Genomic DNA, 23,039 nt, shown 5'->3' on the forward strand with positions numbered 1-23,039 from the left:
CGTTCAGTCCTCGATGCCGCGCTGCGCCGGAATGCCGGCCTTGAACGCGTGCTTGACCAAGGTCATTTCGGTCACGGTGTCGGCCATCGCGACCAGTTCGGGCGGGCAGCGCCGGCCGGTCAGGCACACATGCACCGCCCTGGGCCGCTGCGCCAGCGTCTGCAGCACGTCTTCGAGCGGCAGCCAGCCGTAGATCAGCGGGTAGGTGATTTCGTCCAGCACGACGAGAAAATGCTCGCCGTCCAGGATCGCCGAGCGGGCCTTCTGCCAGCCCTCGCGCGCGAGCTGGGCGGAACGGTCCAGGTCCTTGCTTTTCCACGAAAAGCCGTCGCCCAGCCCCGTGATGGGCACACCGAGCTGCTCGAGCGCGCGGTGCTCGCCGAAGCGCGCGCTGGGCACCTTCATGAACTGGAAGATCGCCACCTGCTTGCCGTGCACGTGCCGGCGGCCAAAAGCGCGCAGCGCCAGCCCGAAGGCCGCCGTGCTCTTGCCCTTGCCGTCGCCGGTGTGGATCAGGATCAGGCCGCGCCGCTCGCCCTCGGGCCGGTCGTAGCCCTTTTCGGTGGGCGGGGTTTCAATCTGCATCGGAAGTCTCCTTGGGCAGCGCGATCCAGCCGCCGCGAACAGGGTACACGCCCACGCGCTGGTCGAACACCGCCTGCAGGGCGCGGTGCGTGTCGGCGCTGGCGCAGGCGCCGTGGTGCGTCACGCGGCCTTCGCGCACGATCACCAGCTCGTCGGCCTGCAGCGCCATGCCCAGCTCGTGCAGCACGCTGACCACCAGAGCGCCGCCCGCCGCCAGCCGGCGCACCTCGGCCATCCAGTCGGCCTGGTGCGGCGGGTCCAGATGCGCCAGCGGCTCGTCCATCAGCAGCACCGGCGCCTGCACCGCCAGCAGCCGCGCCAGCAGCACGCGCTGGCGCTCGCCGCCGGAGAGTTCGCCCAGGCGCCGCGTGCGCAGGTCCCACGCCTGCGCGGATTTCAGCGCCTGCACGACCACGGCCTCGTCGGCCTCGCTCGGCGCGGCCAGCCACGCGCGGTGCGGCAGGCGGCCGAGCATGGCCACGTCCCAGGCCAGCAGATCGTCGCTGCCGCCCTCCTGCTGGCTCAGCCAGGCGAGGCGGCGGGCGCGCTCGCACGCCGGCCAGTCGCCCAGCGGCCGGCCCTGCAGCATCACCTGCCCGTCGCACGGCAGCAGGCCGGCCAGCACGCGCAGCAGGGTCGACTTGCCGGCGCCGTTGGGGCCGACGACGGCCACCCAGCGTCCGGCCGCCAGCCGCAGATCGATGGCCTGCAGAATGCGCTGCCGCCCGATGCTGGCGCCGGACATGCGCGCGCTCAGCATCGCGCTCATTTCAACCCTCCCGAGCGCGCGCCGCGGTGCATCCGCCACAGCAGGTAGACGCCGCCCAGCACCGCCGTGAGCACGCCGACCGGCAGCTCCTGCGGCGCGATCAGCACCCGCGCGGCGATGTCGGCGACCATCAGCAGCAGACCGCCGGCCAGCGCCGACAGCACGACCAGCGCCCCGTGCGTGCTGCGCGCCAGCCCGCGCACCAGGTGCGGCGCCACCAGGCCGACGAAGCCGATCAGCCCGGTCTGCGCCACCGCGGCGCCGGTGGCCAGCGCCACCACGGCGACCAGCAGCGCGCGCAGCGGCGCCAAGGGCAGGCCCAGGCTTTGCGCGGTCGACTCGCCCAGGGTCAATGCGTCGAGCACGCGCGCCAGCGCCCATGCGGCCAGCGTGAGCGGGGCCAGCAGCGCCGCCATCACCGCGCAGGCGCTCCAGCCGACAAAGCTCGTGATGCCGAGCGTGAAGCCTTGCATGGCCTGCAGCACGTCGGGGTCGGCGATCTGCACCAGGTCGCGCACCGCGCCCAGCACGTAGCCCACCACCACGCCGGCCAGCAGCAGGCGCAGCGTCTGCTGCATGCCCTGCGCCAGCACCAGGGTCAGCAGCACGCCGCCCAAAGCACCGACGAAGGCCGCGCCGGTGAGCCCGAGGCGCGCCAGCCAGGGCGAGGCCGCCTGCGCCAGCGCCGCGCCGCCGCCCGCCGACACCAGTCCGGCGGCGCCCGCGCCGGCAAAGGTCAGCGCCACCGCCAGCGCGGCGCCCGACGCGCTGCCCAGCAGGTACGGGTCGGCCAGCGGATTGCGAAACAGCCCCTGCGACACCGCGCCCGCCAGCCCCAGCAGCGCACCGGCGAGCCAGGCGCCGAGCGTGCGCGGCAGGCGGATGTCCATCACGATCTGCCAGGCCACCGGGTCGTGGCGCGCGTTGAAGACGCTGCCGAGCCCGGTGCTGCCCACGCTGGCGCCCACAAACAGGCCGAGCGCGGCCAAAGCAAGCAGCGCCCACGCGAGCCAGCGCGCGCGCGCTGCGCCGCGGCCGGAATGCCCGGCGGCGCTCGGCATCGAATCCGTTTCGGGCGTCACGGCGTCACTCATGGGATCAGGGCTTGCGCGCCTCGATGGGCGGCGCCAGAAGAGCGGCCACGCACGCGGCCATCAGGCGCGCGGCCTCGGGCATGCGCGGGCCCGGCCGTACCAGGACGTCGCGCTCGGCGGCGTCGAACGCGCAGACGCGGCCGCCGCGCAGCGCCGCCAGCGCCGACCAGCCGGGCCTGCGCGCCATGTCTTGCAGGCTGGCGCGGCTGGCCATGATGATGTCCGGCGCGGCGCGCACCACGTATTCGGGGTTGATACGCGGAAACGGCCCCAGCTCCGGGCCGATCACGTTGACCAGGCCCAGCGCATTCATCAGTTCGCCGATGAAGCTGCCGCGCCCGGCCGCATACGGCGCCGGGGTGACCTCGAAGTACACGCGCGTGCCGCGTGCGCGCGCCGGCAGCGACTCGGCGGCCGCCTTCACGCCCGCGTCGATGCTGCGCAGGAGCTGCTCGGCGCCGCCGACCTGCAGCACCTGGCCCAGCGTGAGGATCACACGGCGCATGTCGGGCACGGTCTTCGGTTCGAGCTGCACCACCTTGAAGCCCAGCGCACGCAGCCGCACCGCCGCGTGCGACGAGGCGGCCATCAGCATCAGGTCGGGCCTGAGCGCGGCGATCGCCTCCACGTTCGGATCGAGCCCGCCACCGACCTGCGGGAGTTTTTGCACCGCCTGCGGCCAGTTGGAATAGCGGTCCACCGCCACCAGGCGATCGCACGCGTCCAGCGCGCACACGGTCTCGGTCAGCGAAGGCAGCAGGCTGACGACGCGCGCCGGCGGCGCGTCGAAGCGGACGACGACACCGGCATCGTCGCGGACCTCGTAGGCCTGCGCGGCGCAGGCCAGCAGCGCCGCCAGCAGCGCGAACCAGAAGCGTTTCATCGCGCGGCGTCCTTCAGCGTCAGCGGCAGGCCGGCGGCCATGAACGTGACGCGCTCGCAGCGCGCCGCGACCGCCTGGTTGAGCCCGCCCAGCGCGTCGACGAAGGCCCGCACCTCGCCGCCCAGCGGGATCACGCCCAGGCCGATTTCATTGCCCACCAGCACGATGGGGCCGGGGCAGGTTTCGATTGCTTCCAAAAAAGGAGCGTACAACGCATATGAATCGCGGGCTGGAGGCTTTATTTCCTCAAACCCTTCCAGCGGCATGAGCTGCTGCGTCAGCCACAGCGTCAGGCAGTCGACGATGTGCAGCGTGTCGGCGCCGCCAGCCTGCTGGATGGCGGCGGGCACGTCGTGTGGCGCCTCCAGCGTGGCCAGCCCCGGCACCCGCTGCGCGCGGTCGCGCTGGTGGCGCTCGATGCGCGCGCGCATCTCGGCGTCGTGCGCCTGGGCGGTGGCAATCAGCACGGCGCGGTGATCTCGCTCCTGCGCCAGCCAAGCGGCGGCCAGCGCCTCGGCACGGCGCGACTTGCCGCTTTTCTGGCCGCCCAGGATCAGCTCGCTGCGCGCGACGGTCAGACACTCATCCATGGCGGTCCATCCAGTTCATCACGATGCGATGCAGGGCCTCGGCGCCGTCGGTCAGCGCGGCCGGGCCGGGCTGCAGGATCTCGGGCGACTTGATCTCGAACAGCTGGCCGTCCCGCACGGCGGGCACGTCCTGCCAGCCCGTGCGCGCGGCCACCTGCTCGGGCCGAAACTTCTTGCCGCACCACGAGCCGACGATGATGTCGGGCGCGCGGCGCACCACCTCCAGCGGGTCGGCGACGATGCGGCCCTTGGCCAGGGGCTGGGCCGCCAGCTCGGCCAGGCAGTCCTCGCCGCCGGCGATGCCGATCAGCTCGGACACCCAGCGGATGCCGCTGATCTGCGGCGCGTCCCATTCCTCGAAGTACACGCGCGGCCGGCGCCGGCCTTGAGCCAATCGGGCCTGCACCGCCTGCTGCATCTGCCCCAGGCGCTCCCGAAACTGAAGCAAAAGCGCATGCCCGCGCTGCGGCGCGCCCACCAGCGCGGCCACCTGGCCCAGCACCTCGAAGATCTCGGCCACGCTGCGCTGGTTGAACACCAGCACCGGCACGCCGGCACGGATCAGATCGGCGGCGATGTCGGCCTGGATGTCCGAAAAGCCCAGCACCAGGTCGGGCCGCAGGGCCACGATCTGCTCGATGCGCGCGCTGGTGAAGGCGCTGACCTTGGGCTTTTCCTGCCGCGCGCGGCGCGGGCGCACCGTGAAGCCGCTGATGCCGACGATGCGCCGCTCCTCGCCCAGCAGGTACAGCCACTCGGTGGTCTCCTCCGTCAGGCAGACGATGCGCTGCGGACCCTGGTGGTCCGCCGTGGGCAAGTCGCGGTCGGCCATCACGTCATCGTCTGGTCCAGCGCAGGCCGACGAAGAAGGTGCGCGGCGGCGTGGCGTAGCCGCGGGCCAGCTGGTAGGCCTTGTCGCCCAGGTTGTCGACGCGCGCCAGCAGGTCCCACTGGCGGGCGATGCGCGTGCTGGCGTACAGGTTGACCAGGCCGTAGCCGCCCAGGCGCTGGGTGTTGGCCGCGTCGTCCCAGCGGTGGCTGGCGGCCTGCCACTCGGCGCCCAGCGTCCAGCTCAGGGGCCCGGTGGCCACGCGCGTGTCGGCCGCCAGCTTGAGCAGGCGCTGCGCGCGCCGCGCCAGCAAATGGCCGCTGTCCTGGTTCTTGGGCTGCTGCAGGTCCAGCGAGCCGCTCAGGTTGACGGCGCCCACGCGGTGCGCGCCGGACAGCGTCACGCCCTGCAGCACGGCGCGGCCGGCGTTCTCGTAGCAGCCGTACAGGCCGGCGCAGGGGCCGGGCGCGCCGAAGTTGATCAGGTTGGTCACATGGTTGCGATAGACCGTCACGCCCAGGCGGCTGGCGCCCTGGGCCCAGTGCAGGCCCAGCTCGACGTTGCGACCCTTCTCGGGCTGCAAGGCCGGCTGGCCGTACTCGGAAAAGCGCTGGTACAGCGTGGGCACGCGAAACGCCGTGCCCACCGCCCCGGTCACGCGCCAGCCGGGCGCGAAGGCGTAGCCATAGGCCACGCCGCCGGTGGTCTGGCCGCCGAATTCGCTGTCGCGGTCGTGGCGCAGGTTGAGCTGCAGCGTGTGCGGCCCGCCGGTGTAGCCATAGCCCAGGGCGAGGCCGTCCTGGTGGCGGCTGCGGTCGATCGGGTCGTTGACCAGCGCGTCGCCGCGCCGCTCCAGCGCGGCGGTCACGCGGTGGTCGCCCTGGTGCCATTCGCTGTGCAGCAGCACGTTGCGCAGCGTCGTTTCGGTCCGGTACGGGTCGGGACGCACCTGGTAGCGCTGCTGCGACTGGCTGAGCGACAGGCGCGTGCTCCAGGCCTTGCTCCACTGCGCCGACCAGGTGGCGCCCAGCGTGTCCAGGCGGTTCAGACCGTGGTCGTCCACGCCGGGGACAAAGCCGTCGTACTGCGCGTCCATGTCGGTGTGGGTGCCCGTCAGGTCGATGCGATGAATGGGGTTGAACTGCAGCCCCAGCCGGCCGCTGGCCGAGCTTTGACGGTAGCCGTCGCGGTCGGGGTTGGCGCCGGGCCTGCTGTCGTAGCCGCGGCTGAGCTCGCGCGCCGCGCCCAGCGAGTAGTCCAGCGCGCCGTTGGCGCCCGAAAAGCCCGCCTCCAGCTTGCCGGTGCGGCGGCTGCCCGCGCCCACGCCGACGTAGGGCGTGAACGGGCCCTCGCCCTGGCGGGTGAAGATCTGCACCACGCCGGCGACGGCGTCCGAGCCGTACACGGCGGCGGCCGGGCCGCGCACGATCTCGATGCGCTCGACCTGCGACAGGCTGATCGCCTCCCAGGGCGCGCCGCCGGTGGCCTGCGAGTCGACGCGCACGCCGTCGATGTAGACGGCGGTGAAGCGCGTCTCGGCCCCGCGCAGGAACACCCCCGTGGCCGTGCCCGGCCCGCCGCTGCGCGACAGCTCCAGCCCGGGCTGGCGCGCCAGCAGGTCGCTGATGGTGACGGCGCCGCTGTCCTCGATGCGCGGGCGGTCGATCAGCGTCACGTCGGCCAGCACGTCGCTCAAAGGCTGCGCCACCCGCGTGGCGGTAACCACGGTGTCGGGCAGGTTGACGGCGTTCAGCTGCGCCACCGTGGTGACGTCGGCCTGTGCCCAGGCCAGGGACGACGCGCCAGCCAGCGCGCACGAAACCGCCAGCGGCAACGTCGCCGGACGAAAGGAAACACCCCAAGGATTCATGATGAAAAACACAAGACAAGCGTCCCGGCCGGCTTCCCCGCCAGCAATGGGACCCACATGGCCGGGCGCTGGCCATCGCTCGCGCGACGGGCAGCGCCAAACCGCCTTGTTGGCCGGTATCCGGGCTGACGGATGAGGTGCCGGCGCCTCGCCTTCCCGGCCGCGTGTTTCAGCGCAGCCAGTGGCCTGATGAGGAGCCGGTCGGCGCCCGCGGACGAACCGGGGGCGCCGCATCCGCTTACCGTTGCGGGGGCAGCGCAGGTTGGGCCACACTCAAGGCGAGGCGCCCTCCTGCTTCCCGTTGAACTGCGGCCGTGCGAACCACGGCGCGCGAGCACCAACAGCGTCCGATTGTATCGGCGCGCCCACGCCCGGCGCGGGGCAACCCTGGCTGCCGCCCGGTCTTGCCGCCCAACCCGGCTCGTACAATGCCAGCTCTCCGCTGCGTGGCTGACCGCACCATGACCCAAGCACCCCTGACCGAACAAATCGCCGAGCGCGTGGAGCGGCTGCTCGTGCGCCACGCCGAGTTGCATCGCACCAACGCGCTGCTGGCGCAGCAGATCGAAACGCTCACGCAGGAGCGCGACAGCCTGAAGTCGCGCCTGCAGGCCGCGCGCGCGCGGGTGGACGCGCTGATCGACAAGCTGCCCACCTCGCCCGGCGCCCTGACGGCACTGCAGCAACCGGAGCGCCAGCCATGAACCAGCTCGAAGTGCGCATCATGGGCCAGGGCTACGTGCTGCGCTGCCCCGACGGCGGCGAGGCGCGCCTGACCGAGGCCGCGCAGCGCGTGGACGCGGCCATGTGCCGGATTCGTGACGCCGGCAAGATTCGCGCGCGCGACCGCATCGCCGTGCTGGCGGCGCTGAACCTGGCCTTCGAGCTGGGCGAGCCCACGCCCGCGGCAACGCCCGCCGCGGCCCCCGCGCCGGCGCCAACGGCCGATGGCGCGGCCGGCGACGCCACGCTTGCGGCGCTGCTGCAACGCCTGGATCGCGCGCTGGGCGAGGACGGTCAGTTGCTCTAGAATGAACCGGTCTGCGGTGCGCGCCGGGCTTTATATTTCCTTGAACCAATGCTCGTACGAGCCAGGGCCTGGAACATCGTCTGGTCGGCGTGATCGTCTCGCGTCAGATGAACCCAAGACCAGTCTGACCTCGCCCACCTGAACCCCTGCGTTCAGGATGACGGTCCGGCGGCATTCGCAGACACCCGAATTGACGCTCCCCCCTGAGGCGCTGACGCGCCATCCCCCCAAGGGGGGACAACGCCAGTGGCCGGCGCAGGTCCGGCCACGGCGTTTCTTGCGTGGCCTGCTCCGCGGCCATTGGTCATTGAATCTCTTGACGTCGCGGTAACCTTCATGCCCATCGAACCCCGCCTGATCCTTGAACTGGCCCTGCTGGGCCTGTCCACGGGCTTTCTGGCGGGGCTGTTCGGCATCGGCGGCGGGATGATCATGGTGCCCTTCATCTCGGCCATGCTGGGCGCGCGCGGCGTGGCGCCGGGGCTGGCGGTGAAGATGGCGATCGCCACCTCGATGGCCACCATCATCTTCACCTCGATGAGCAGCGTGCGCGCGCACCACCAGAGAGGCGCCGTGCGCTGGGACATCGTGCGCGCCCTGGCGCCGGGCATCGTCGGCGGCGCCATGGTGGCCAGCCTGGGCGTGTTCACCCTGCTCAAGGGCGCGGCGCTGTACTTCGTGTTCGCCAGCTTCGTCACCTTCTCGGCGGTGCAGATGTTCCTCCACAAGAAGCCCGTCGCCTCGCGCCAGTTGCCCGGCACGGCCGGCCTGCTGGGCACGGGCGGGGTGATCGGCTTTCTGTCGGGGCTGGTGGGCGCCGGCGGCGGCTTCGTGTCGGTGCCCTTCATGACCTGGTGCAACGTGGCCATCCACAACGCGGTGGCCACCAGCGCGGCGCTGGGTTTTCCGATCGCGCTGGCCAACGTGGCGGGCTACATCGTGGCCGGCCATGGCCTGCACGGGCTGCCGCCCTACTCGTTCGGCTACCTGTGGCTACCGGCGCTGCTCGTCATCGCCAGCTGCAGCGTGCTGATGGCGCCGCTGGGCGCGCGCGCCGCGCACGCGCTGCCGGTGAGCAAGCTCAAGCGCGCCTTTGCCGTGGTGCTGATCGCGCTGGCGCTGTACATGCTGGGCAAGGGAATCGCCGCGCTGGGCGCTTGATCGCCGATTTCAAGCCCAATCGGCCTGCAGCGGGCGCCCAGCAAGGGCAAGGCGCTATCGTTTCAATACAAATCTACGCCGCCGGCGCCACGCACCAGGGCGCCTGGTCGTGCGCCAGGCCCATCCACAGCGCCCAGGCCGAGGTGAGCACCAGCGCCAGCCCGGCGATGCGCATGCCCCAGGCGCCGCGCCCACCGCGGCCCAGGCGCAGCAGCAGCCAGGGGCCCAGCCACAGGGTGGCGCCCGAGCCCAGCGCGAACAGCGCCATCACCGCCGCGCCGCCGGCCACGCTGCCGGCCAGCGCCGCCACCATCACCGCCGAATACAGCAGGCCGCAGGGCAGCAGCGCCCACGCAACGCCGACACCCAGGGGCGCGGCCAGGCCCCAGCGCTGCGTGGCGCCGCGCACGCGGGCCCAGACGCGGCGCGCGCCCAGCTCCAGCCACAGCGGCTGGCGCGCCCAGACCAGCAGCATGACGCCCAGCAGCAGGGCCGCCACGTGCACCATGCTCCACACCGGACGCAGCGCGGCCGACTGCACGGTGAGCCAGCCCAGGCCCTGCATGGACGCGGCGGCCAGCGCGCCCAGCAACGCGTAGCCCGCCAGCCGGCCGAGCTGGAACAGGCCAATGCCCGCATGGGTGCGCGGCGCCGCCGCCTGCCCGATGCCGGCGCAGGCCGCGCCGCACATGGCGATGCAATGCGGGCCGCCCGCCAGTCCCATCAGGATGGCGGTGGTGGCCAACGATAAGGTCATCAGAGGATTTTAGAAAAGCGCGCCCGGGTTTGGGCGGCCTGCAGGTATTTGTCGAACACCATGGCCACGCCGCGCACGAAGAACCAGCCCATGGGCGTGACCTCGATCGCGCTGTCGGTCAGCTGGACCAGCCCGTCGTCCTGCATGGCGGCCAGGCGCTCGAGCTCGCTGGCGAAGTAGCGCTTGAAGTCGATCAGGTGCGACAGCTCGATCGACTCGAACTGCACGCGGCCCTGGCACATCAGGCCCATGATGACGGCCCGCCTGGCCAGGTCGTCGCGCGAGACGGCCAGGCCGCGCACCACCGGCAGGTGGCCGTGGTCCAGCCGGTCCTGGTACTCGATCAGGTCCTTGGCGTTCTGGCTGTAGGTGGCGCCCACCTTGCCGATGGCCGACACGCCCAGGCCGATCAGGTCGGCTTCGGGCTGGGTGCTGTAGCCCTGGAAGTTGCGGTGCAGCCGGCCCTGGCGCTTGGCCACCGCCAGCGCGTCGTCCGGCAGCGCGAAGTGGTCCATGCCGATGTAGACGTAGCCCGCCTGCTCGAAGGCGGCCAGCGAGCGCGCCAGCATGGCCACCTTGGCGCCAGCCTGCGGCAGCTCGACGGCGTTGATGCGCCGCTGCGACTTGAAGCGCTCGGGCAGGTGCGCGTAGCCGTACAGGGCGATGCGGTCGGGCCGCAGGTCGGTCACCTGCGCCAGGGTGCGGTCGAAGGACTCGGGCGTCTGCTTGGGCAGGCCGTAGATCAGGTCGACGTTGATGGAGTCGAAGCCGATCTCGCGCGCGGCGGCCACCAGCGCGAACACCTGCTCGGCCGGCTGCACGCGGTGCACCGCCTTTTGCACCAGCGGGTCGAAGTCCTGCACGCCGAAGCTCAGGCGGTTGAAGCCCAGCGCCCTGAGCGTGGCCAGGCGCGTCGGGTCGATGGTGCGCGGGTCGATCTCGATGGAGTATTCGCCGCCGTCCACGAAGCTGAAGTTGCGCCGCAGCATGCCCATCAGCTCGCCCAGCTCCTCGTCGCTGAGAAAGGTCGGCGTGCCGCCGCCCAGGTGCAGCTGGCTGACGGCCTGATGCTGGCCCAGGCGCTGCACGTGCAGGTCCACCTCGCGGCTGAGGTAGCGCAGGTAGGGGCCGGTGCGGTCGTGGTGCTTGGTGATGATCTTGTTGCAGGCGCAGTAGTAGCACAGCGACTCGCAAAACGGCAGGTGCACGTACAGCGACAGCGGTTTGGCGGCCTGCATGGAGCCGATGCACCGTTGCTCGAGCGCGCTCAGGTAGTCGGCCTCGCCAAAGGCCTCGACGAAGCGGTCGGCAGTGGGATACGAGGTGTAGCGCGGCCCGGGAACGTCGAAGCGGTTCAGCAGCTCGGGGATGATGACAGGCATGAAGGGCGAAATCCGAATGACAGGGCGTACTGTCGGGCGAGAAGCCTTCCTTGTCCTTGACGATCATCAAGAAGGCGGGCAGAAACCATTCGGGAAAAGCCTGATAAGCCGACTAGAATCAACGAACCACTTCGCACGCGTCAAGGCGCCGAACATCCTGATGACCCCCAAAGCCATCCAAGTCGCCTGCTCCAATTGCAACCTGCGTGAACTGTGCATGCCGATCGACGTGAACGGCCCGGACATGGACAAGCTCGACTCGCTGGTCGCCACGCGCCGCAAGATCAAGCGCGGGGATGCGCTGTTTTCCAACGGCGACCGCTTCGACGCGCTCTACGCCATCCGCACCGGTTTCTTCAAGACCCGCGTCACCACCGAGGACGGGCGCGACCAGGTGACGGGCTTTCAGATGGCCGGCGAGATCATCGGGCTGGACGGCATCGTGGGCGACCGCCACAGCTGCGACGCGGTGGCGCTGGAGGACGCCGAGGTGTGCGAGATGCCCTACGGGCGCATTGAGGAGCTGTCGCGCGAGGTGCCTGCGCTGCAGACGCACGTGCACAAGATCATGAGCCGCGAGATCGTGCGCGAGCACGGCGTGATGCTGCTGCTGGGCAGCATGCGCGCCGAGGAGCGCCTGGCCGCCTTCCTGCTGAACCTGGTGCAGCGCCTGCACGCGCGGGGCTTTTCGCGCTCGGAGCTGGTGCTACGCATGACGCGCGAGGAGATCGGCAGCTTCCTGGGCCTCAAGCTCGAGACCGTCAGCCGCACCTTCTCGAAGTTTGCCGAGGACGACCTGATCGAGGTCAAGCACCGGCACGTGCGCATCCTCGACCCGGAGGCGCTGCGCGCCCTGGTCAATGCGCCCGACGGGCGCTGATTTTCAAGCAAAATCAGCCGTTTGCCCGCACCCATCAAGCGTGGGTTGCTATCAATATCATTGCAAGGTATTTTTCAGGCTGTCCGGGATCGGCAGCGGCATGACGGCGATGCCCTCCTCCAGCAGCGCTTCGGTCTGCTCGGGCGTGGCCTGGCCGCGGATGCCGCGCTCGGCGGCCTCGCCGTGGTGGATGCGGCGCGCCTCGTCGGCAAAGCGCTCGCCCACGTCCTCGGTCTGCGCCAGCACGCGGCGCACCATCTGCAGCCATGCCGCCTGCAGGGCCTGGGGCGGCAGCGCGGCCACGGGGGCGGCCTGATCGCCACGGCCATCGGCGGCGGGGCGTGCCGAATCGGGCGTGGCCGGCGGCTCGCTGCCGCGCCCCAGGTTCAGCCGCGGCGCGCTCAGCATCTTGCTGACCGCCGTGTCGCTGCACAGCGGGCAGGCCACCAGCTGGCGCGCCTGCTGGTCCAGGAAATCGTCCTCGGACGCGAACCAGCCCTCGAAGAGGTGGCCGGCCGAGCATTGGAGGTCGAGCACTTTCATGGGCTTGATTGTCTCAGGCCGCGGGTGCGCCCTGCCACTCCAGCGGCCACGCCCCAGCCAGCACGTTCTGCAGCCACAGCGCGCCCACCAGGGTCTTGGCATCCGTCACCTCGCCGCCACAGCACCAGGCCTGCAACTGGACGGGGGAGGCGCTGAAGACTTCGAGGAACTCACCCTCGTCGAGCGCGCGCTCACCCGACACCAGGTGGCGCGCGAACCAGATCTCGATCACCTCGGTGGAATACGACACCACCGGGTGCAGCACGCCGGCACGCGCCCACTGGCGGGCGACGTAGCCCGTTTCCTCGCGCAACTCGCGCTGCGCGCAGGCCAGCGCCGACTCGCCCGGGTCGAGCTTGCCGGCCGGAAACTCGACCAGCGTGCGCTGCACCGGGTAGCGGTACTGGCGCTCGAGCACCACCTCCAGCGCGCCGCCGGCGCGCTCCAGCAGCGGGATGATCATCACCGCGCCCGGATGCAGGATGTATTCGCGCTCGGTCAGGCTGCCATCGGGCAGCCGCACGCGGTCGCGCCGCGCGTGCAGGAAGCCGCCCTTGAACAGCTCGCACTCGTCAACCGGATGCTCGGTCAAGTCCATGGCGCGGCGCCCTACCTCTTGTGGCGCACCAGGTAGCGGTAGACGAAACCGGGAAACGCCAGGGTGGCGAACAGGGAGCCGGTGACGGCGTAGAACTCCCAGCCCTGCGGGTAGTTCTGCCCGGCCGACTTCTCCAGCGCCATGCCCACCGCGCCGACGACGAAGTACCACACCAGCAGCTCGAGCACGCGCCAGCCCAGCGCCTTGTGGCGGCCCGGCAGCGGCACCACGGCCAGCAGGCGCTCGTTGGCGAACGGAAGATTGGCGGCCACCAGCGCCAGCACGATGACCAGCCAGATGCTGACGTCGGGCGTCATCAGGTGGCCAGCATCTGCACGACGGCCTGGGCACACAGGGCCATCAGCGCGCCGGGCACCAGGCCCAGGATCAGCAGCAGCGCGCCGTTGACCGACAGCGTGGCGCGCATGTCCAGCGGCGCCTGGATGGGCTCGGTGCTGGCCGGCGCATCGAAGTACATGACCTTGACCACGCGGATGTAATAGAACGCGCCCACCAGTGCCATCACGACGGCGAACACCGCCAGGCCGATCAGGGCCGGCTGCTGCGTGCTGATGAGCGCCTGCAGGATCGACAGCTTGGCCTGGAAGCCCACCAGCGGCGGAATGCCGGCCAGCGAGAACAGGCAGATCGCCATCAGGCCGGCGTAGAACGGGCTGCGCTGGTTCAGGCCGGCGAAGTCGGCGATGTTCTCGCTCTCGAAGCCGTCGCGCGCCAGCAGCAGGATGATGCCGAAGCTCACCAGGTTGGTCAGCACGTAGACCACGGCGTAGAACATGGCCGAGCTGTAGGCGTTGGCCGCCAGCTGCGCGTTGCCGTTGACCACGCCGGCCAGCAGGCCCATCAGCACGAAGCCCATGTGCGAGATGGTGGAGTACGCCAGCATGCGCTTGAGGTTGGTCTGCGAGATGGCCGCCACGTTGCCGATGATGAGCGAGGCCACCGCCAGCACCGCCAGCATGGGCTGCCAGTCGGCCGCCAGCGGCAGCAGGCCCTCGACCAGCAGGCGGATCGCCATGGCGAAGGCCGCCAGCTTGGGCGCGCTGCCGACGATCAGCGTGACCGAGGTGGGCGCGCCTTCGTAGACGTCCGGAATCCACATGTGGAAAGGCACGGCGCCGAACTTGAAGGCCATGCCGGCCACCACGAACACCAGGCCGAACACCAGCACCTGGTGCCTGACCTGACCCGAGGCCACGGCCTTGAACACGCCGCCGATGTCCAGCGTGCCGGTGGCGCCGTACAGCATGGACAGGCCGTAGAGCAGGAAGCCCGAGGCCATGGCGCTGAGAACGAAGTACTTCATGGCCGCCTCGACCGACACCACGTGGTCGCGCCGCAGCGCCACCAGCGCGTAGGCCGACAGGGCCATGCATTCGAGGCCCAGGTAGATCAGCACGAAGTTGTTGGCCGAGCACATGATGAACACGCCCAGCAGCGAGGTCAGGCTGAGCACGTACCACTCGCCCCCGCGCAGCATGCCGCGCTGGCCCACGTAGGTGCGGCTGTAGATGAAGATCACCAGCACCGCCAGCGACGAGAAGCACTTGAGCCAGTCGGCCATTACGTCGCTGACGACCATGCCGCCGAAGCCGTACACGGTCTGGCCATTGAGCGCATACATCGCCGTCAGCGCCACCAGCACCACCAGGGTGAGGTTGGACAGCCAGTAGGCGGCCAGGCGGCGCGGCCCGCGGTCGAGCAGGTCCACCAGCGTGACCACGCAGGTCATGGCCAGCAGCACGATCTCCGGATAGACGGCCATCCAACTGAATCGGTCAATCATGTTCGGGTTCTCAGTTCAGTTTGGAGACGTGCACCTGCTGCACCAGCTTGGCCACCGAGGCCTCCATCACGTCGGTCAGGGGCTTGGGATAAAGGCCCATCCACAGCACCGCGATGGCCAGCAGGGCCAGGGCGCTGTACTCGCGCCAGTTGATGTCGGGCATCTTGTGGCGCACGTTGTCGTTGGTGACGGCGCCGAAATACACGCGCTTGAACATCCACAGGCTGTAGCCGGCGCCCGAGATCAGGGCCGTGGCCAGCAGCAGGCCGAGCCAGAAGTTGGCGCGCACGGTGGCCAGGATGACCATCCACTCACCCACGAAGCCGGCCGTGCCCGGCAGGCCGCAGTTGGCCATGAAGAACAGCAGCGCGAACACGCCGAAGCGCGGCATGACGTTGATGACGCCGCCGTAGGCCGCGATCTCGCGCGTGTGCAGGCGGTCGTACAGCACGCCGATGCACAAGAACATGGCGCCCGACACGAAGCCGTGCGCGATCATCTGCACCAGGCCGCCCGAGATGCCCAGGTCGTTGAAGATGAAAAAGCCCATGGTGACGAAGCCCATGTGCGCCACCGACGAGTAGGCGACGAGCTTCTTCATGTCCTTTTGCACCAGCGCCACCAGGCCGACGTAGATCACCGCGATCAGCGACAGCGCGATCATCAGCCAGGCCCACTGGCGCGAGGCGTCGGGCAGGATGGGCATGGAAAAGCGCACGAAGCCGTACGCGCCCAGCTTGAGCATGATGGCCGCCAGCACGATCGAGCCGCCGGTGGGCGCCTCCACGTGCGCATCCGGCAACCACGTGTGCACCGGCCACATCGGCACCTTGACGGCAAAGGCCGCGAACAGCGCGAAGAACAGCAGCGTCTGCGCCGTGCCGGAGAGCGGCAGCTGCTGCCACGCCGCGATGTCGAAGCTGCCGCCCGACTTGGCGTACAGGTAGATGAAGCCCACCAGCATCAGGAACGAGCCCAGCAGCGTGTACAGGAAGAACTTGAACGCCGCGTAGATCCGGTTGGGCCCGCCCCACACGCCGATGATCAGGTACATCGGGATCAGCGTGGCCTCGAAGAAGAAGTAGAACAGGATGCCGTCCAGCGCGCAGAACACGCCGATCATGATCCCGGACAGGATCAGAAAGGCCGCCATGTACTGGTTGACCCGGCGCTGGATCACCTCCCAGCCGGCGATCACCACGATGATGGTGATGAAGGCCGTCAGCAGCACGAACCACACCGACAGGCCGTCGACGCCCAGGTGGTAGTTGACGTTGAAGCGCTCGACCCAGGGCACGTTCTCGACGAACTGCATGTCGGCCGTGCCCAGCTTGAAGCGGGTGTACAGCGGCAGCGTGACCAGGAAGCTCACGACCGACCCCAGCAGCGCGATCCAGCGCACCAGCGTCACCTGGCTGTCCTTTCCGAACAGCAGCAGCAGGGCGCCAATCACGATCGGCGTCCAGATGGCAAGGCTCAACCATCCCATGTTCTTATCCCGTTCTTGCTTATTGGGCGAGCCAGACGAAGTACGTCATCAGCACGAAGAGGCCCAGGATCATCGCCAGGGCGTAGTGATAGAGGTAGCCCGACTGCAGCCAGCGCAAGGCGCCGGCGCTCCAGCCCACCAGGCGCCAGGAACCGTTGACCACCGCGCCGTCGATCAGGCCGGCGTCCACGCCCTTCCACAGGCCGACACCCAGCTTGCGCAGGCCGCCCGCGATGACCTTGATCCAGAGCCAGTCCATGTAGTACTTGTTGTCCAGCAGCGTGTAGACGGGCCCGAACATCTTCCTGATGCGCGTCGGCAGCGCCGGGTTGACGATGTACAGGTAGTAGCTGAGCACCGCGGCGGCCAGCGCCAGCCAGGTGGGCAGCGCCGTCAGGCCGTGCAGGCCCATGGCCCACCAGCCGTGGATTTCCTCGGCCAGCGCGGCCATCGCCGGGTGGCGCGCGCCATCGACCGTGATGGCCTTGGCGAAGAAGTCGCCGAACAGCATGGGCATCAGCGTCATCGCGCCGATGACGACCGAGGGAATGGCCAGCAGCGCCAGCGGCACCCAGACCACCGCGGGCTGCTCCTTGGGCTTGCCGCCGTGATCGTGGCCGTGCTCGCCATGATGCGCGTCATGGTGCGCGTCCGGGTTCTGGTCGTAGCGCTCGGGACCGTGAAAGACCAGGAAATACAGGCGGAACGAGTACAGCGAGGTGACGAACACGCCGGCCACCAGCGCGAAATAGGCAAAGCCCGTGGCCGGCAGCGTGCTGGCGTGCACCGCGGAGATGATCGATTCCTTGGAGTAGAAGCCGGAGAAGAACGGCGTGCCGATCAGCGCCAGCGTGCCCACCAGGAAGGTGATCCAGGTCCAGGGCATGTACTTGCGCAGCCCGCCCATCCAGCGGATGTCCTGGTTGTGGTGCATGGACAGGATGACCGAGCCCGCGCCCAGGAACAGCAGCGCCTTGAAGAAGGCGTGCGTCATCAGGTGGAAGATCGCGGCCGAGTAGGCCGAGGCGCCCAGCGCCGCCGTCATGTAGCCCAGCTGCGACAGCGTGGAGTAGGCGATGACGCGCTTGATGTCGTTCTGCACCACGCCCACCAGGCCCATGAACAGCGCGGTGATGGCGCCGATGACCATCACGAAGTTGAGCGCCGTGTCCGACAACTCGAACAGCGGCGACATGCGCGCCACCATGAAGATGCCCGCCGTCACCATGGTGGCGGCGTGGATCAGCGCCGAGATCGGCGTCGGGCCTTCCATCGAGTCGGGCAGCCACACGTGCAGCGGGAACTGCGCCGACTTGCCCATGGCGCCGATGAACAGGCAGATGCACATCACGGTGACCACCAGCCAGTCGGTGCCCGGAAACACGATCGTGCCCAGCGCCGGCGCCTGGGCAAAGGTCTCGCCGTAGTTCAGCGTACCCGCGTAGGCGGCGACCAGGCCGATGCCCAGGATGAAGCCGAAGTCGCCCACCCGGTTGACCATGAAGGCCTTGAGGTTGGCGAAGATGGCGGACTCGCGCTGGAACCAGAAGCCGATCAGCAGGTAGGACACCAGGCCCACCGCCTCCCAGCCGAAGAACAGCTGCAGGAAGTTGTTGCTCATCACCAGCATCAGCATCGAGAAGGTGAACAGCGCGATGTAGGAGAAGAAGCGGTCGTAGCCGTCGTCCTCGGCCATGTAGCCGATGGTGTAGATGTGCACCATCAGCGACACGAAGGTCACCACGCACATCATGGTCGCCGTCAGGCTGTCGATGAGGAAGCCGACCTCCATCTTCAGCTTGCCCACCGTCATCCATTCGTAGAGGGTGGCGTTGTACGTGGCGCCGCCGATCACGTCGCGCAGCACCAGGGCCGAGACGATGAAGGCGATCAGCACGCCGCCGATGGTGACCGTGTGCGAGGCCGTGCGGCCGATGCGGTTGCCGCCGAAGGCGGTGCCCAGGATGCCGGCGATCAGCGCGCCGGCCAGCGGCGCCAGGGGAACGGTCAGCAGGGCCGCCGTGGACAGGGTTTGACTCATCGCTTGTCCCTCAGCCCTTCAACGCGTTGAGTTCGTCGACGTTGATGTTCGTCCGGGCTCGGAACAGCAGCATCAGGATGGCCAGGCCGATGGCCGACTCGGCGGCCGCCACGGTCAGGATGAAGAACACGAACACCTGGCCATGCATGTCGCCCAGGTAGTGCGAGAAGGCCACGAAGTTCATGTTGACGGCCAGCAGCATCAGCTCGATGGCCATCAGCAGCACGATCAGGTTCTTGCGGTTCAGGAAGATGCCGACCATGGAGATCGCGAACAGGATGGCGCCCAGCGTCAGGTAATGGGCCAGTGACAGGGTCATTTCTTCACCTCCTCGGCGGGGGCAGCCGGCGCTGCCGGGGCGGGAACGGGAGCTTGCGTGGACGCCAGCTTGACGAGCTGCACGCGGTCGCGCGGGCGCACGCGCACCGCCAGCGACGCATCGATGGCCTTGTTGTCCTTGCGCCGTTCGCGCAGGGTCAGGGCAATGGCCGCGATCATGGCGATCAGCAGGATGACGGCGGCGATCTCCACCGGGTACAGGTACTGCGTGAACATCAGCACCCCCAGCTCCTTGGTGTTGGACACCTGCGCCACCTGCCCCGCCACCTGGGCGACGGTGTCGGGCATGGGTCGCGCCTCGCTCACGCGGAAACCGCCGAACAGCACCGCCGCCATCTCCAGCGTGATCACCGCGCCGATGACGAGCGCCAGCGGAAAGTGGCGCCAGAAGCCCTGCCGGATGCTGTCGATGTGGATGTCCAGCATCATCACCACGAACAGGAACAGCACCATCACCGCGCCCAGGTACACCAGCACCAGCACGATGGCCAGGAACTCGGCCTGCAGCAGCAGCCACACGCCGGCGGCCTGCGAGAAGGCGAGCATCAGGAACAGCACCGCGTGCACCGGGTTGCGCGCGGTGATCACGCGGAATGCCGAAAACAGCATCACCAGCGAGAACAGATAGAAAAAGGCGGTCTTGACGTCCATGGTCGTGTGCGGGGTTGGGCGCCTTCAGCGGTACTTGGCGTCGGCCGCGCGGGCGGCGGCGATCTCGGGCTCGTACTTGTCGCCCACGGCCAGCAGCATGTCCTTGGTGAAATACAGGTCGCCCCGCTTTTCACCGTGGTACTCGAGGATGTGGGTCTCGACGATCGAGTCGACCGGGCAGCTCTCCTCGCAGAAACCGCAGAAGATGCACTTGGTCAGGTCGATGTCGTAGCGCGTGGTGCGGCGCGAGCCATCGTCGCGCTCGGCCGACTCGATGGTGATGGCCACCGCCGGGCAGATCGCCTCGCACAGCTTGCAGGCGATGCAGCGCTCCTCGCCGTTGTCGTAGCGGCGCAGCGCGTGCAGGCCGCGAAAGCGCGGCGACAAGGGCGTCTTTTCCTCGGGATACTCGATGGTCACCTTGCGCGACAGCGCGTAGCGCCCGGTCAGGACCATGCCCTTGAACAGCTCCACGAGCATGAAGCTCTTGAGGAAGTCGCGCAGTGAAAATGGGGAAGCGGTAACGGAAGCCATGACTCAATCTCCCGTGGTTCAGTGCCAGATGTTCAGCGGGCTGTGCATCCACGCGCCCACCAGCAGCAGCCAGATCAGCGTCACGGGGATGAACACCTTCCAGCCCAGCCGCATGATCTGGTCGTAACGAAAACGCGGGAAGGTGGCGCGAAACCAGATGAACATGGACACCACCACGCAGGTCTTGATGCCCAGCCAGATCCAGCCCGGGATGAAATCCAGCCACACCACCGGCGCCATCCAGCCGCCCAGGAACATGATGACGGCCAGGATCGACACCAGCCACATGCTGGCGTATTCGCCCAGGAAGTAGATGGCAAAGCCCATGCCCGAGTACTCGACCATGTGGCCGGCCACGATTTCGGACTCGCCCTCGGCCATGTCGAACGGATGGCGGTTGACCTCGGCCACGCCCGAGATCAGGTAGATGAAGAACACCGGCAGCAGCGGCAGCCAGTTCCAGGACAGGAAGGTCCAGCCGGCACTGGCGGCCATGCCCTTGCCCTGCCCGGTCACAATGTCGGTCAGGTTCAGGCTGCCCGAGACCATCAGCACGATCACGAAGCAAAAGCCCATGGCGATTTCGTAGCTGACCATCTGCGCCGAGGCGCGCAGCGCGCCCAGGAAGGGGTACTTGGAGTTGGACGCCCAGCCGCCGACGATCACGCCGTAGATCTCGATCGAGGTGATGGCCATCACCAGCAGCAGGCCGGCGTTGACGTTGGCCAGCGCCATCTCAGGGCCAAAGGGCACCACCACCCAGGCCGCCAGCGCCGGCATGATGGCCAGCACCGGGCCCAGCAGGAACAGGCCCTTGGAGGCCGCCGTGGGCCGGATGATTTCCTTGGTCAGCAGCTTGACGGCGTCGGCAATCGGCTGCAGCAGGCCCCACGGGCCGACGCGGTTGGGACCCAGGCGCACCTGCATCCAGCCCAGCAGCTTGCGCTCCCACAGCGTCAGGTAGGCCACGGCCACCAGCAGCGGCACCAGCACCACCACGATCTTGATCAGGGCCCAGATCACGGGCCAGACGATGCCGGTCCACCAGGGGCTGGCCAGCAGCCCCAGTCCGGCGTTGTAAATCGCGTCGATCATGCGGCCGCTCCCTCACGTCCGTCGGTCGTGCCTTGCAGCGACGGCGCGCGGCGCACCAGGCCATCGAGCTGGTAGATGCCCACGGGCGCCAAGGTGACCGGCCGCGCCGTCACGTCGATCGCCGCCCGCGTGCGGTTGTCCAGGCGCTCGGCCGCGACGAACTCGGCCACCGTGCCGCCCAGCGCTTCGGCCAGCACCTCCTGCGTGCTCTGGAAGGCCGGTTGCACGACCTCCAGCATGTCGGCCAGCACGCGCAGCACCTTCCAGGCCGGGCGCGTGTCGCCCAGCGGCGCCACCACGGCGTGAAAGCTCTGCACCCGCCCCTCGGCGTTGACGAAGCTGCCCGAGGTCTCGGAAAACGGGGCGATCGGCAGCAGCACGTCGCTGATGTCCAGGTTGGTCTTGAAGGGGCTGAGCGTGACCACCATGTCGCAGCCGGTGAGCGGCACGCCGCGCGTGTCGGGCCCCGGTTCGCAGTTCAGCAGCAGCGCCGCCTTCAGGCCGCCGGCCAGCATTTGCGCGGCATTCAGGCCGCCGGATCCCGGCAGCGCCTCCACCACCTGCGCGCCCACCGTGTTGGCCGCCTCGGTCAGGTAGCCCACGCTGGCGCCGGTCTGCTCGCCGATCCATTGGGCCAACGCCAGCAGGCTGCTGGCGGCCGGATGCTGCGCCGCCGCGTTGCCCAGCAGAACCGCCTTGCGCTCGCCCGCAAGCAGAGCCTTGGCCACGGCCTGCGCGGCCTCGCTGACCGTGCCCGCCGCCGGTGCCGAAACGCCCTTGGCCGCCGCGACGGCCGCCGCCACGTCGGCCAGCAACTGGGGCCACTGCCCGGGCTCGCCCAGCGACGACGCCGCCAGCGGCATGGCCCAGGCGTCGGCCTCGCGCAGCAGCGCCGGCGACGTGAGCGCCGCCACTTGCGCGCCGTGACGCACGGCCTGGCGGATGCGCGCGGCGAACAGCGGGTGGTCCTTGCGCAGGTTGGAGCCCACGACGAGCGCCGCCTGCAACTGCCCCAGCGCGGCGATCGAGGTGCCGAGCCAGCGCACGCCCTCGGGAGCGGCGAATTCGGTGTGGCGCAGGCGGTGGTCGATGTTCTGGCTGCCCAGCCCGCGCACCAGGCGGCCGGCCAGGAACAGCTCTTCGAGCGTGCTGTGCGGGCTGACCAGCGCGCCGATGGCGCCGGCGCCATGCTGGGCGCGGATGTCGTGCAGGCCGTTGGCGACGTATTCCAGCGCGGTCTGCCAGTCGACCTCCTGCCACTGGCCGCCCTGCTTGAGCATGGGCTTGGTCAGGCGTTCGGCGCCGTTGAGCGCCTCGTACGAGAAGCGGTCGCGATCGGCGATCCAGCACTCGTTGACGTCCTCGTTCTCGAACGGCACCACGCGCAGGACCTTGTTGTTCTTGACCTGCATGATCAGGTTGGCGCCGGTCGAGTCGTGCGGACTGACGCTGCGGCGGCGCGCCATCTCCCAGGTGCGGGCGCTGAAGCGGAAGGGCTTGCTGGTGAGCGCGCCCACCGGGCAGATGTCGATCATGTTGCCCGAGAGCTCCGAGTCGATCGAACTGCCGACGAAGGTCTCGATCTCGGCATGCTCGCCCCGGTTGGACATACCCAACTCCATGATGCCGCCGATCTCCTGGCCGAAGCGCACGCAGCGCGTGCAGTGGATGCAGCGCGTCATCTCCTTCATGGAGATCAGCGGCCCCACCTCCTTGGGCTTGACCGAGCGCTTTTCCTCGTCGTAGCGCGAGGCCGACCAGCCGTAGCCCACGGCCAGGTCCTGCAGCTGGCACTCGCCGCCCTGGTCGCACACCGGGCAGTCCAGCGGGTGGTTGATGAGCAGGAACTCCATCACCGCGTTCTGCGCGGCGATGGCCTTGGCGCTTTTGGTGCGCACGATCATGCCCTGCGTCACCGGGGTGGCGCAGGCCGGCACCGCCTTGGGCGCCTTTTCCACGTCCACCAGGCACATGCGGCAGTTGGCGGCGATGGACAGCTTCTTGTGATAGCAGAAGTGCGGGATGTAGATGTCGGCCTCCTGCGCAGCCTGGATCACCATGCTGCCTTCGGGCGCCTGCACCTTCTTGCCGTCGATTTCGAGTTCAACCATGAGA

At 69.2% G+C, this 23,039-nt stretch carries 24 protein-coding genes and 1 riboswitch; of the genes, 4 read left to right on the forward strand and 20 right to left on the reverse strand.

The annotated features are described in order from the left end of the window. Positions 1-3: 3 nt before the first annotated feature. From cobO to H6927_14465, 7 genes are read right to left on the reverse strand one after another with little or no spacing between them, the layout of a single operon-like run. Positions 4-585 carry a cob(I)yrinic acid a,c-diamide adenosyltransferase gene (gene cobO / locus H6927_14435; GenBank protein MCP5219296.1) on the reverse strand — a complete coding sequence of 194 codons (582 nt, stop codon included), beginning with the start codon at positions 583-585 and terminating at the stop codon, positions 4-6. After that, the gene (locus tag H6927_14440) at positions 575-1,354 is read right to left on the reverse strand and encodes an ABC transporter ATP-binding protein (GenBank protein MCP5219297.1); all 780 of its coding nucleotides are present in this window, start codon (positions 1,352-1,354) and stop codon (positions 575-577) included. Before H6927_14440 ends, cobO begins: the two co-directional genes overlap by 11 nt. Then, positions 1,351-2,415 carry an iron ABC transporter permease gene (locus H6927_14445; GenBank protein ID MCP5219298.1) on the reverse strand — a complete coding sequence of 355 codons (1,065 nt, stop codon included), beginning with the start codon at positions 2,413-2,415 and terminating at the stop codon, positions 1,351-1,353. Before H6927_14445 ends, H6927_14440 begins: the two co-directional genes overlap by 4 nt. A 37-nt stretch (positions 2,416-2,452) precedes the next feature. Next, complete coding sequence (locus tag H6927_14450; protein MCP5219299.1) at positions 2,453-3,331, reverse strand: ABC transporter substrate-binding protein; 879 nt, start codon at positions 3,329-3,331, stop codon at positions 2,453-2,455. Continuing rightward, entirely contained in the window at positions 3,328-3,921 is a 594-nt protein-coding gene (locus H6927_14455; GenBank protein ID MCP5219300.1) for a bifunctional adenosylcobinamide kinase/adenosylcobinamide-phosphate guanylyltransferase, read from the reverse strand. The genes H6927_14450 and H6927_14455 overlap by 4 nt, the downstream gene beginning before the upstream one ends. Beyond that, the gene (locus H6927_14460; protein MCP5219301.1) at positions 3,914-4,753 is read right to left on the reverse strand and encodes an ABC transporter substrate-binding protein; all 840 of its coding nucleotides are present in this window, start codon (positions 4,751-4,753) and stop codon (positions 3,914-3,916) included. Before H6927_14460 ends, H6927_14455 begins: the two co-directional genes overlap by 8 nt. Positions 4,754-4,757: 4 nt before the next feature. Beyond that, positions 4,758-6,620, reverse strand: coding sequence for a TonB-dependent receptor (locus H6927_14465; GenBank protein MCP5219302.1), 1,863 nt, complete (start codon positions 6,618-6,620; stop codon positions 4,758-4,760). Positions 6,621-6,713: 93 nt separating this feature from the next. Then, positions 6,714-6,977, reverse strand: a riboswitch (cobalamin riboswitch). Positions 6,978-7,081: 104 nt separating this feature from the next. Here H6927_14465 and H6927_14470 point away from each other — a divergent pair. The 3 genes from H6927_14470 to H6927_14480 all read left to right on the forward strand — a co-directional run bounded on the left by H6927_14470 (position 7,082) and on the right by H6927_14480 (position 8,811). Next, the gene (locus H6927_14470; GenBank protein ID MCP5219303.1) at positions 7,082-7,324 is read left to right on the forward strand and encodes a DUF904 domain-containing protein; all 243 of its coding nucleotides are present in this window, start codon (positions 7,082-7,084) and stop codon (positions 7,322-7,324) included. Beyond that, positions 7,321-7,650 (forward strand): cell division protein ZapA, encoded by a 330-nt coding sequence (locus H6927_14475; GenBank protein ID MCP5219304.1) that lies wholly within the window; start codon positions 7,321-7,323, stop codon positions 7,648-7,650. Before H6927_14470 ends, H6927_14475 begins: the two co-directional genes overlap by 4 nt. Before the next feature lie 336 nt (positions 7,651-7,986). Beyond that, the gene (locus tag H6927_14480) at positions 7,987-8,811 is read left to right on the forward strand and encodes a sulfite exporter TauE/SafE family protein (protein ID MCP5219305.1); all 825 of its coding nucleotides are present in this window, start codon (positions 7,987-7,989) and stop codon (positions 8,809-8,811) included. A gap of 73 nt (positions 8,812-8,884) precedes the next feature. On the opposite strand, the gene H6927_14485 is transcribed toward H6927_14480, so the two are convergent. Then, positions 8,885-9,568 (reverse strand): sulfite exporter TauE/SafE family protein, encoded by a 684-nt coding sequence (locus tag H6927_14485; GenBank protein MCP5219306.1) that lies wholly within the window; start codon positions 9,566-9,568, stop codon positions 8,885-8,887. Further along, the gene (gene hemN, locus H6927_14490; GenBank protein ID MCP5219307.1) at positions 9,568-10,950 is read right to left on the reverse strand and encodes an oxygen-independent coproporphyrinogen III oxidase; all 1,383 of its coding nucleotides are present in this window, start codon (positions 10,948-10,950) and stop codon (positions 9,568-9,570) included. Before hemN ends, H6927_14485 begins: the two co-directional genes overlap by 1 nt. A 160-nt stretch (positions 10,951-11,110) precedes the next feature. Here hemN and fnr point away from each other — a divergent pair, with 160 nt between their 5' ends. Then, positions 11,111-11,830, forward strand: coding sequence for a fumarate/nitrate reduction transcriptional regulator Fnr (gene fnr / locus H6927_14495; GenBank protein MCP5219308.1), 720 nt, complete (start codon positions 11,111-11,113; stop codon positions 11,828-11,830). 57 nt (positions 11,831-11,887) lie between these two features. On the opposite strand, the gene H6927_14500 is transcribed toward fnr, so the two are convergent. The 11 genes from H6927_14500 to H6927_14550 are packed head-to-tail and all read right to left on the reverse strand — an operon-like array spanning position 11,888 to position 23,035. Next, positions 11,888-12,373, reverse strand: a complete 486-nt coding sequence (locus H6927_14500; protein MCP5219309.1) for a DUF1178 family protein — start codon at positions 12,371-12,373, stop codon at positions 11,888-11,890. Positions 12,374-12,386: 13 nt separating this feature from the next. After that, on the reverse strand, positions 12,387-12,971 hold the full coding sequence (locus H6927_14505; protein ID MCP5219310.1) for an NUDIX hydrolase: 585 nt from the start codon (positions 12,969-12,971) through the stop codon (positions 12,387-12,389). Positions 12,972-12,982: 11 nt separating this feature from the next. Then, complete coding sequence (locus H6927_14510; GenBank protein ID MCP5219311.1) at positions 12,983-13,288, reverse strand: DUF2818 family protein; 306 nt, start codon at positions 13,286-13,288, stop codon at positions 12,983-12,985. Next, positions 13,288-14,775, reverse strand: coding sequence for an NADH-quinone oxidoreductase subunit NuoN (nuoN, locus tag H6927_14515; GenBank protein MCP5219312.1), 1,488 nt, complete (start codon positions 14,773-14,775; stop codon positions 13,288-13,290). The genes H6927_14510 and nuoN overlap by 1 nt, the downstream gene beginning before the upstream one ends. A gap of 10 nt (positions 14,776-14,785) precedes the next feature. Next, on the reverse strand, positions 14,786-16,264 hold the full coding sequence (locus H6927_14520) for an NADH-quinone oxidoreductase subunit M (GenBank protein ID MCP5219313.1): 1,479 nt from the start codon (positions 16,262-16,264) through the stop codon (positions 14,786-14,788). Positions 16,265-16,283: 19 nt separating this feature from the next. Beyond that, a complete protein-coding gene (gene nuoL / locus H6927_14525; protein MCP5219314.1) occupies positions 16,284-18,305 on the reverse strand; it encodes an NADH-quinone oxidoreductase subunit L in 2,022 nt (673 codons plus the stop codon). A gap of 10 nt (positions 18,306-18,315) precedes the next feature. Continuing rightward, entirely contained in the window at positions 18,316-18,624 is a 309-nt protein-coding gene (nuoK, locus tag H6927_14530; protein MCP5219315.1) for an NADH-quinone oxidoreductase subunit NuoK, read from the reverse strand. Continuing rightward, entirely contained in the window at positions 18,621-19,295 is a 675-nt protein-coding gene (locus tag H6927_14535) for an NADH-quinone oxidoreductase subunit J (protein ID MCP5219316.1), read from the reverse strand. The genes nuoK and H6927_14535 overlap by 4 nt, the downstream gene beginning before the upstream one ends. Positions 19,296-19,319: 24 nt before the next feature. Further along, a complete protein-coding gene (nuoI, locus tag H6927_14540) occupies positions 19,320-19,829 on the reverse strand; it encodes an NADH-quinone oxidoreductase subunit NuoI (protein ID MCP5219317.1) in 510 nt (169 codons plus the stop codon). 18 nt (positions 19,830-19,847) lie between these two features. Next, a complete protein-coding gene (gene nuoH, locus H6927_14545; GenBank protein MCP5219318.1) occupies positions 19,848-20,924 on the reverse strand; it encodes an NADH-quinone oxidoreductase subunit NuoH in 1,077 nt (358 codons plus the stop codon). Next, positions 20,921-23,035: an NADH-quinone oxidoreductase subunit G gene (locus tag H6927_14550; GenBank protein MCP5219319.1), complete on the reverse strand. Its 2,115-nt coding sequence runs from the start codon at positions 23,033-23,035 to the stop codon at positions 20,921-20,923. Before H6927_14550 ends, nuoH begins: the two co-directional genes overlap by 4 nt. Positions 23,036-23,039 lie beyond the last annotated feature (4 nt).

The sequence above is a fragment of the Burkholderiaceae bacterium genome, from assembly GCA_024235995.1.
Taxonomy (GTDB): Bacteria; Pseudomonadota; Gammaproteobacteria; order Burkholderiales; family Burkholderiaceae_C; genus Ottowia.

What these genes read in the sequence shown, in the direction of transcription:
- H6927_14455 (MCP5219300.1), bottom strand. Translation starts at nt 3,921, where the DNA reads ATGGATGAGTGTCTGACCGTCGCGCGCAGCGAGCTGATCCTGGGCGGC.
- H6927_14500 (MCP5219309.1), bottom strand. Translation starts at nt 12,373, where the DNA reads ATGAAAGTGCTCGACCTCCAATGCTCGGCCGGCCACCTCTTCGAGGGC.
- H6927_14510 (MCP5219311.1), bottom strand. Translation starts at nt 13,288, where the DNA reads ATGACGCCCGACGTCAGCATCTGGCTGGTCATCGTGCTGGCGCTGGTG.
- H6927_14505 (MCP5219310.1), bottom strand. Translation starts at nt 12,971, where the DNA reads ATGGACTTGACCGAGCATCCGGTTGACGAGTGCGAGCTGTTCAAGGGC.
- H6927_14550 (MCP5219319.1), bottom strand. Translation starts at nt 23,035, where the DNA reads ATGGTTGAACTCGAAATCGACGGCAAGAAGGTGCAGGCGCCCGAAGGC.
- nuoN (MCP5219312.1), bottom strand. Translation starts at nt 14,775, where the DNA reads ATGATTGACCGATTCAGTTGGATGGCCGTCTATCCGGAGATCGTGCTG.
- nuoH (MCP5219318.1), bottom strand. Translation starts at nt 20,924, where the DNA reads ATGATCGACGCGATTTACAACGCCGGACTGGGGCTGCTGGCCAGCCCC.
- cobO (MCP5219296.1), bottom strand. Translation starts at nt 585, where the DNA reads ATGCAGATTGAAACCCCGCCCACCGAAAAGGGCTACGACCGGCCCGAG.
- H6927_14535 (MCP5219316.1), bottom strand. Translation starts at nt 19,295, where the DNA reads ATGGACGTCAAGACCGCCTTTTTCTATCTGTTCTCGCTGGTGATGCTG.
- nuoI (MCP5219317.1), bottom strand. Translation starts at nt 19,829, where the DNA reads ATGGCTTCCGTTACCGCTTCCCCATTTTCACTGCGCGACTTCCTCAAG.
- H6927_14445 (MCP5219298.1), bottom strand. Translation starts at nt 2,415, where the DNA reads ATGCCGAGCGCCGCCGGGCATTCCGGCCGCGGCGCAGCGCGCGCGCGC.
- hemN (MCP5219307.1), bottom strand. Translation starts at nt 10,950, where the DNA reads ATGCCTGTCATCATCCCCGAGCTGCTGAACCGCTTCGACGTTCCCGGG.
- H6927_14440 (MCP5219297.1), bottom strand. Translation starts at nt 1,354, where the DNA reads ATGAGCGCGATGCTGAGCGCGCGCATGTCCGGCGCCAGCATCGGGCGG.
- H6927_14485 (MCP5219306.1), bottom strand. Translation starts at nt 9,568, where the DNA reads ATGACCTTATCGTTGGCCACCACCGCCATCCTGATGGGACTGGCGGGC.
- fnr (MCP5219308.1), top strand. Translation starts at nt 11,111, where the DNA reads ATGACCCCCAAAGCCATCCAAGTCGCCTGCTCCAATTGCAACCTGCGT.
- nuoL (MCP5219314.1), bottom strand. Translation starts at nt 18,305, where the DNA reads ATGAGTCAAACCCTGTCCACGGCGGCCCTGCTGACCGTTCCCCTGGCG.
- H6927_14465 (MCP5219302.1), bottom strand. Translation starts at nt 6,620, where the DNA reads ATGAATCCTTGGGGTGTTTCCTTTCGTCCGGCGACGTTGCCGCTGGCG.
- H6927_14460 (MCP5219301.1), bottom strand. Translation starts at nt 4,753, where the DNA reads ATGGCCGACCGCGACTTGCCCACGGCGGACCACCAGGGTCCGCAGCGC.
- nuoK (MCP5219315.1), bottom strand. Translation starts at nt 18,624, where the DNA reads ATGACCCTGTCACTGGCCCATTACCTGACGCTGGGCGCCATCCTGTTC.
- H6927_14520 (MCP5219313.1), bottom strand. Translation starts at nt 16,264, where the DNA reads ATGGGATGGTTGAGCCTTGCCATCTGGACGCCGATCGTGATTGGCGCC.
- H6927_14450 (MCP5219299.1), bottom strand. Translation starts at nt 3,331, where the DNA reads ATGAAACGCTTCTGGTTCGCGCTGCTGGCGGCGCTGCTGGCCTGCGCC.
- H6927_14475 (MCP5219304.1), top strand. Translation starts at nt 7,321, where the DNA reads ATGAACCAGCTCGAAGTGCGCATCATGGGCCAGGGCTACGTGCTGCGC.
- H6927_14470 (MCP5219303.1), top strand. Translation starts at nt 7,082, where the DNA reads ATGACCCAAGCACCCCTGACCGAACAAATCGCCGAGCGCGTGGAGCGG.
- H6927_14480 (MCP5219305.1), top strand. Translation starts at nt 7,987, where the DNA reads ATGCCCATCGAACCCCGCCTGATCCTTGAACTGGCCCTGCTGGGCCTG.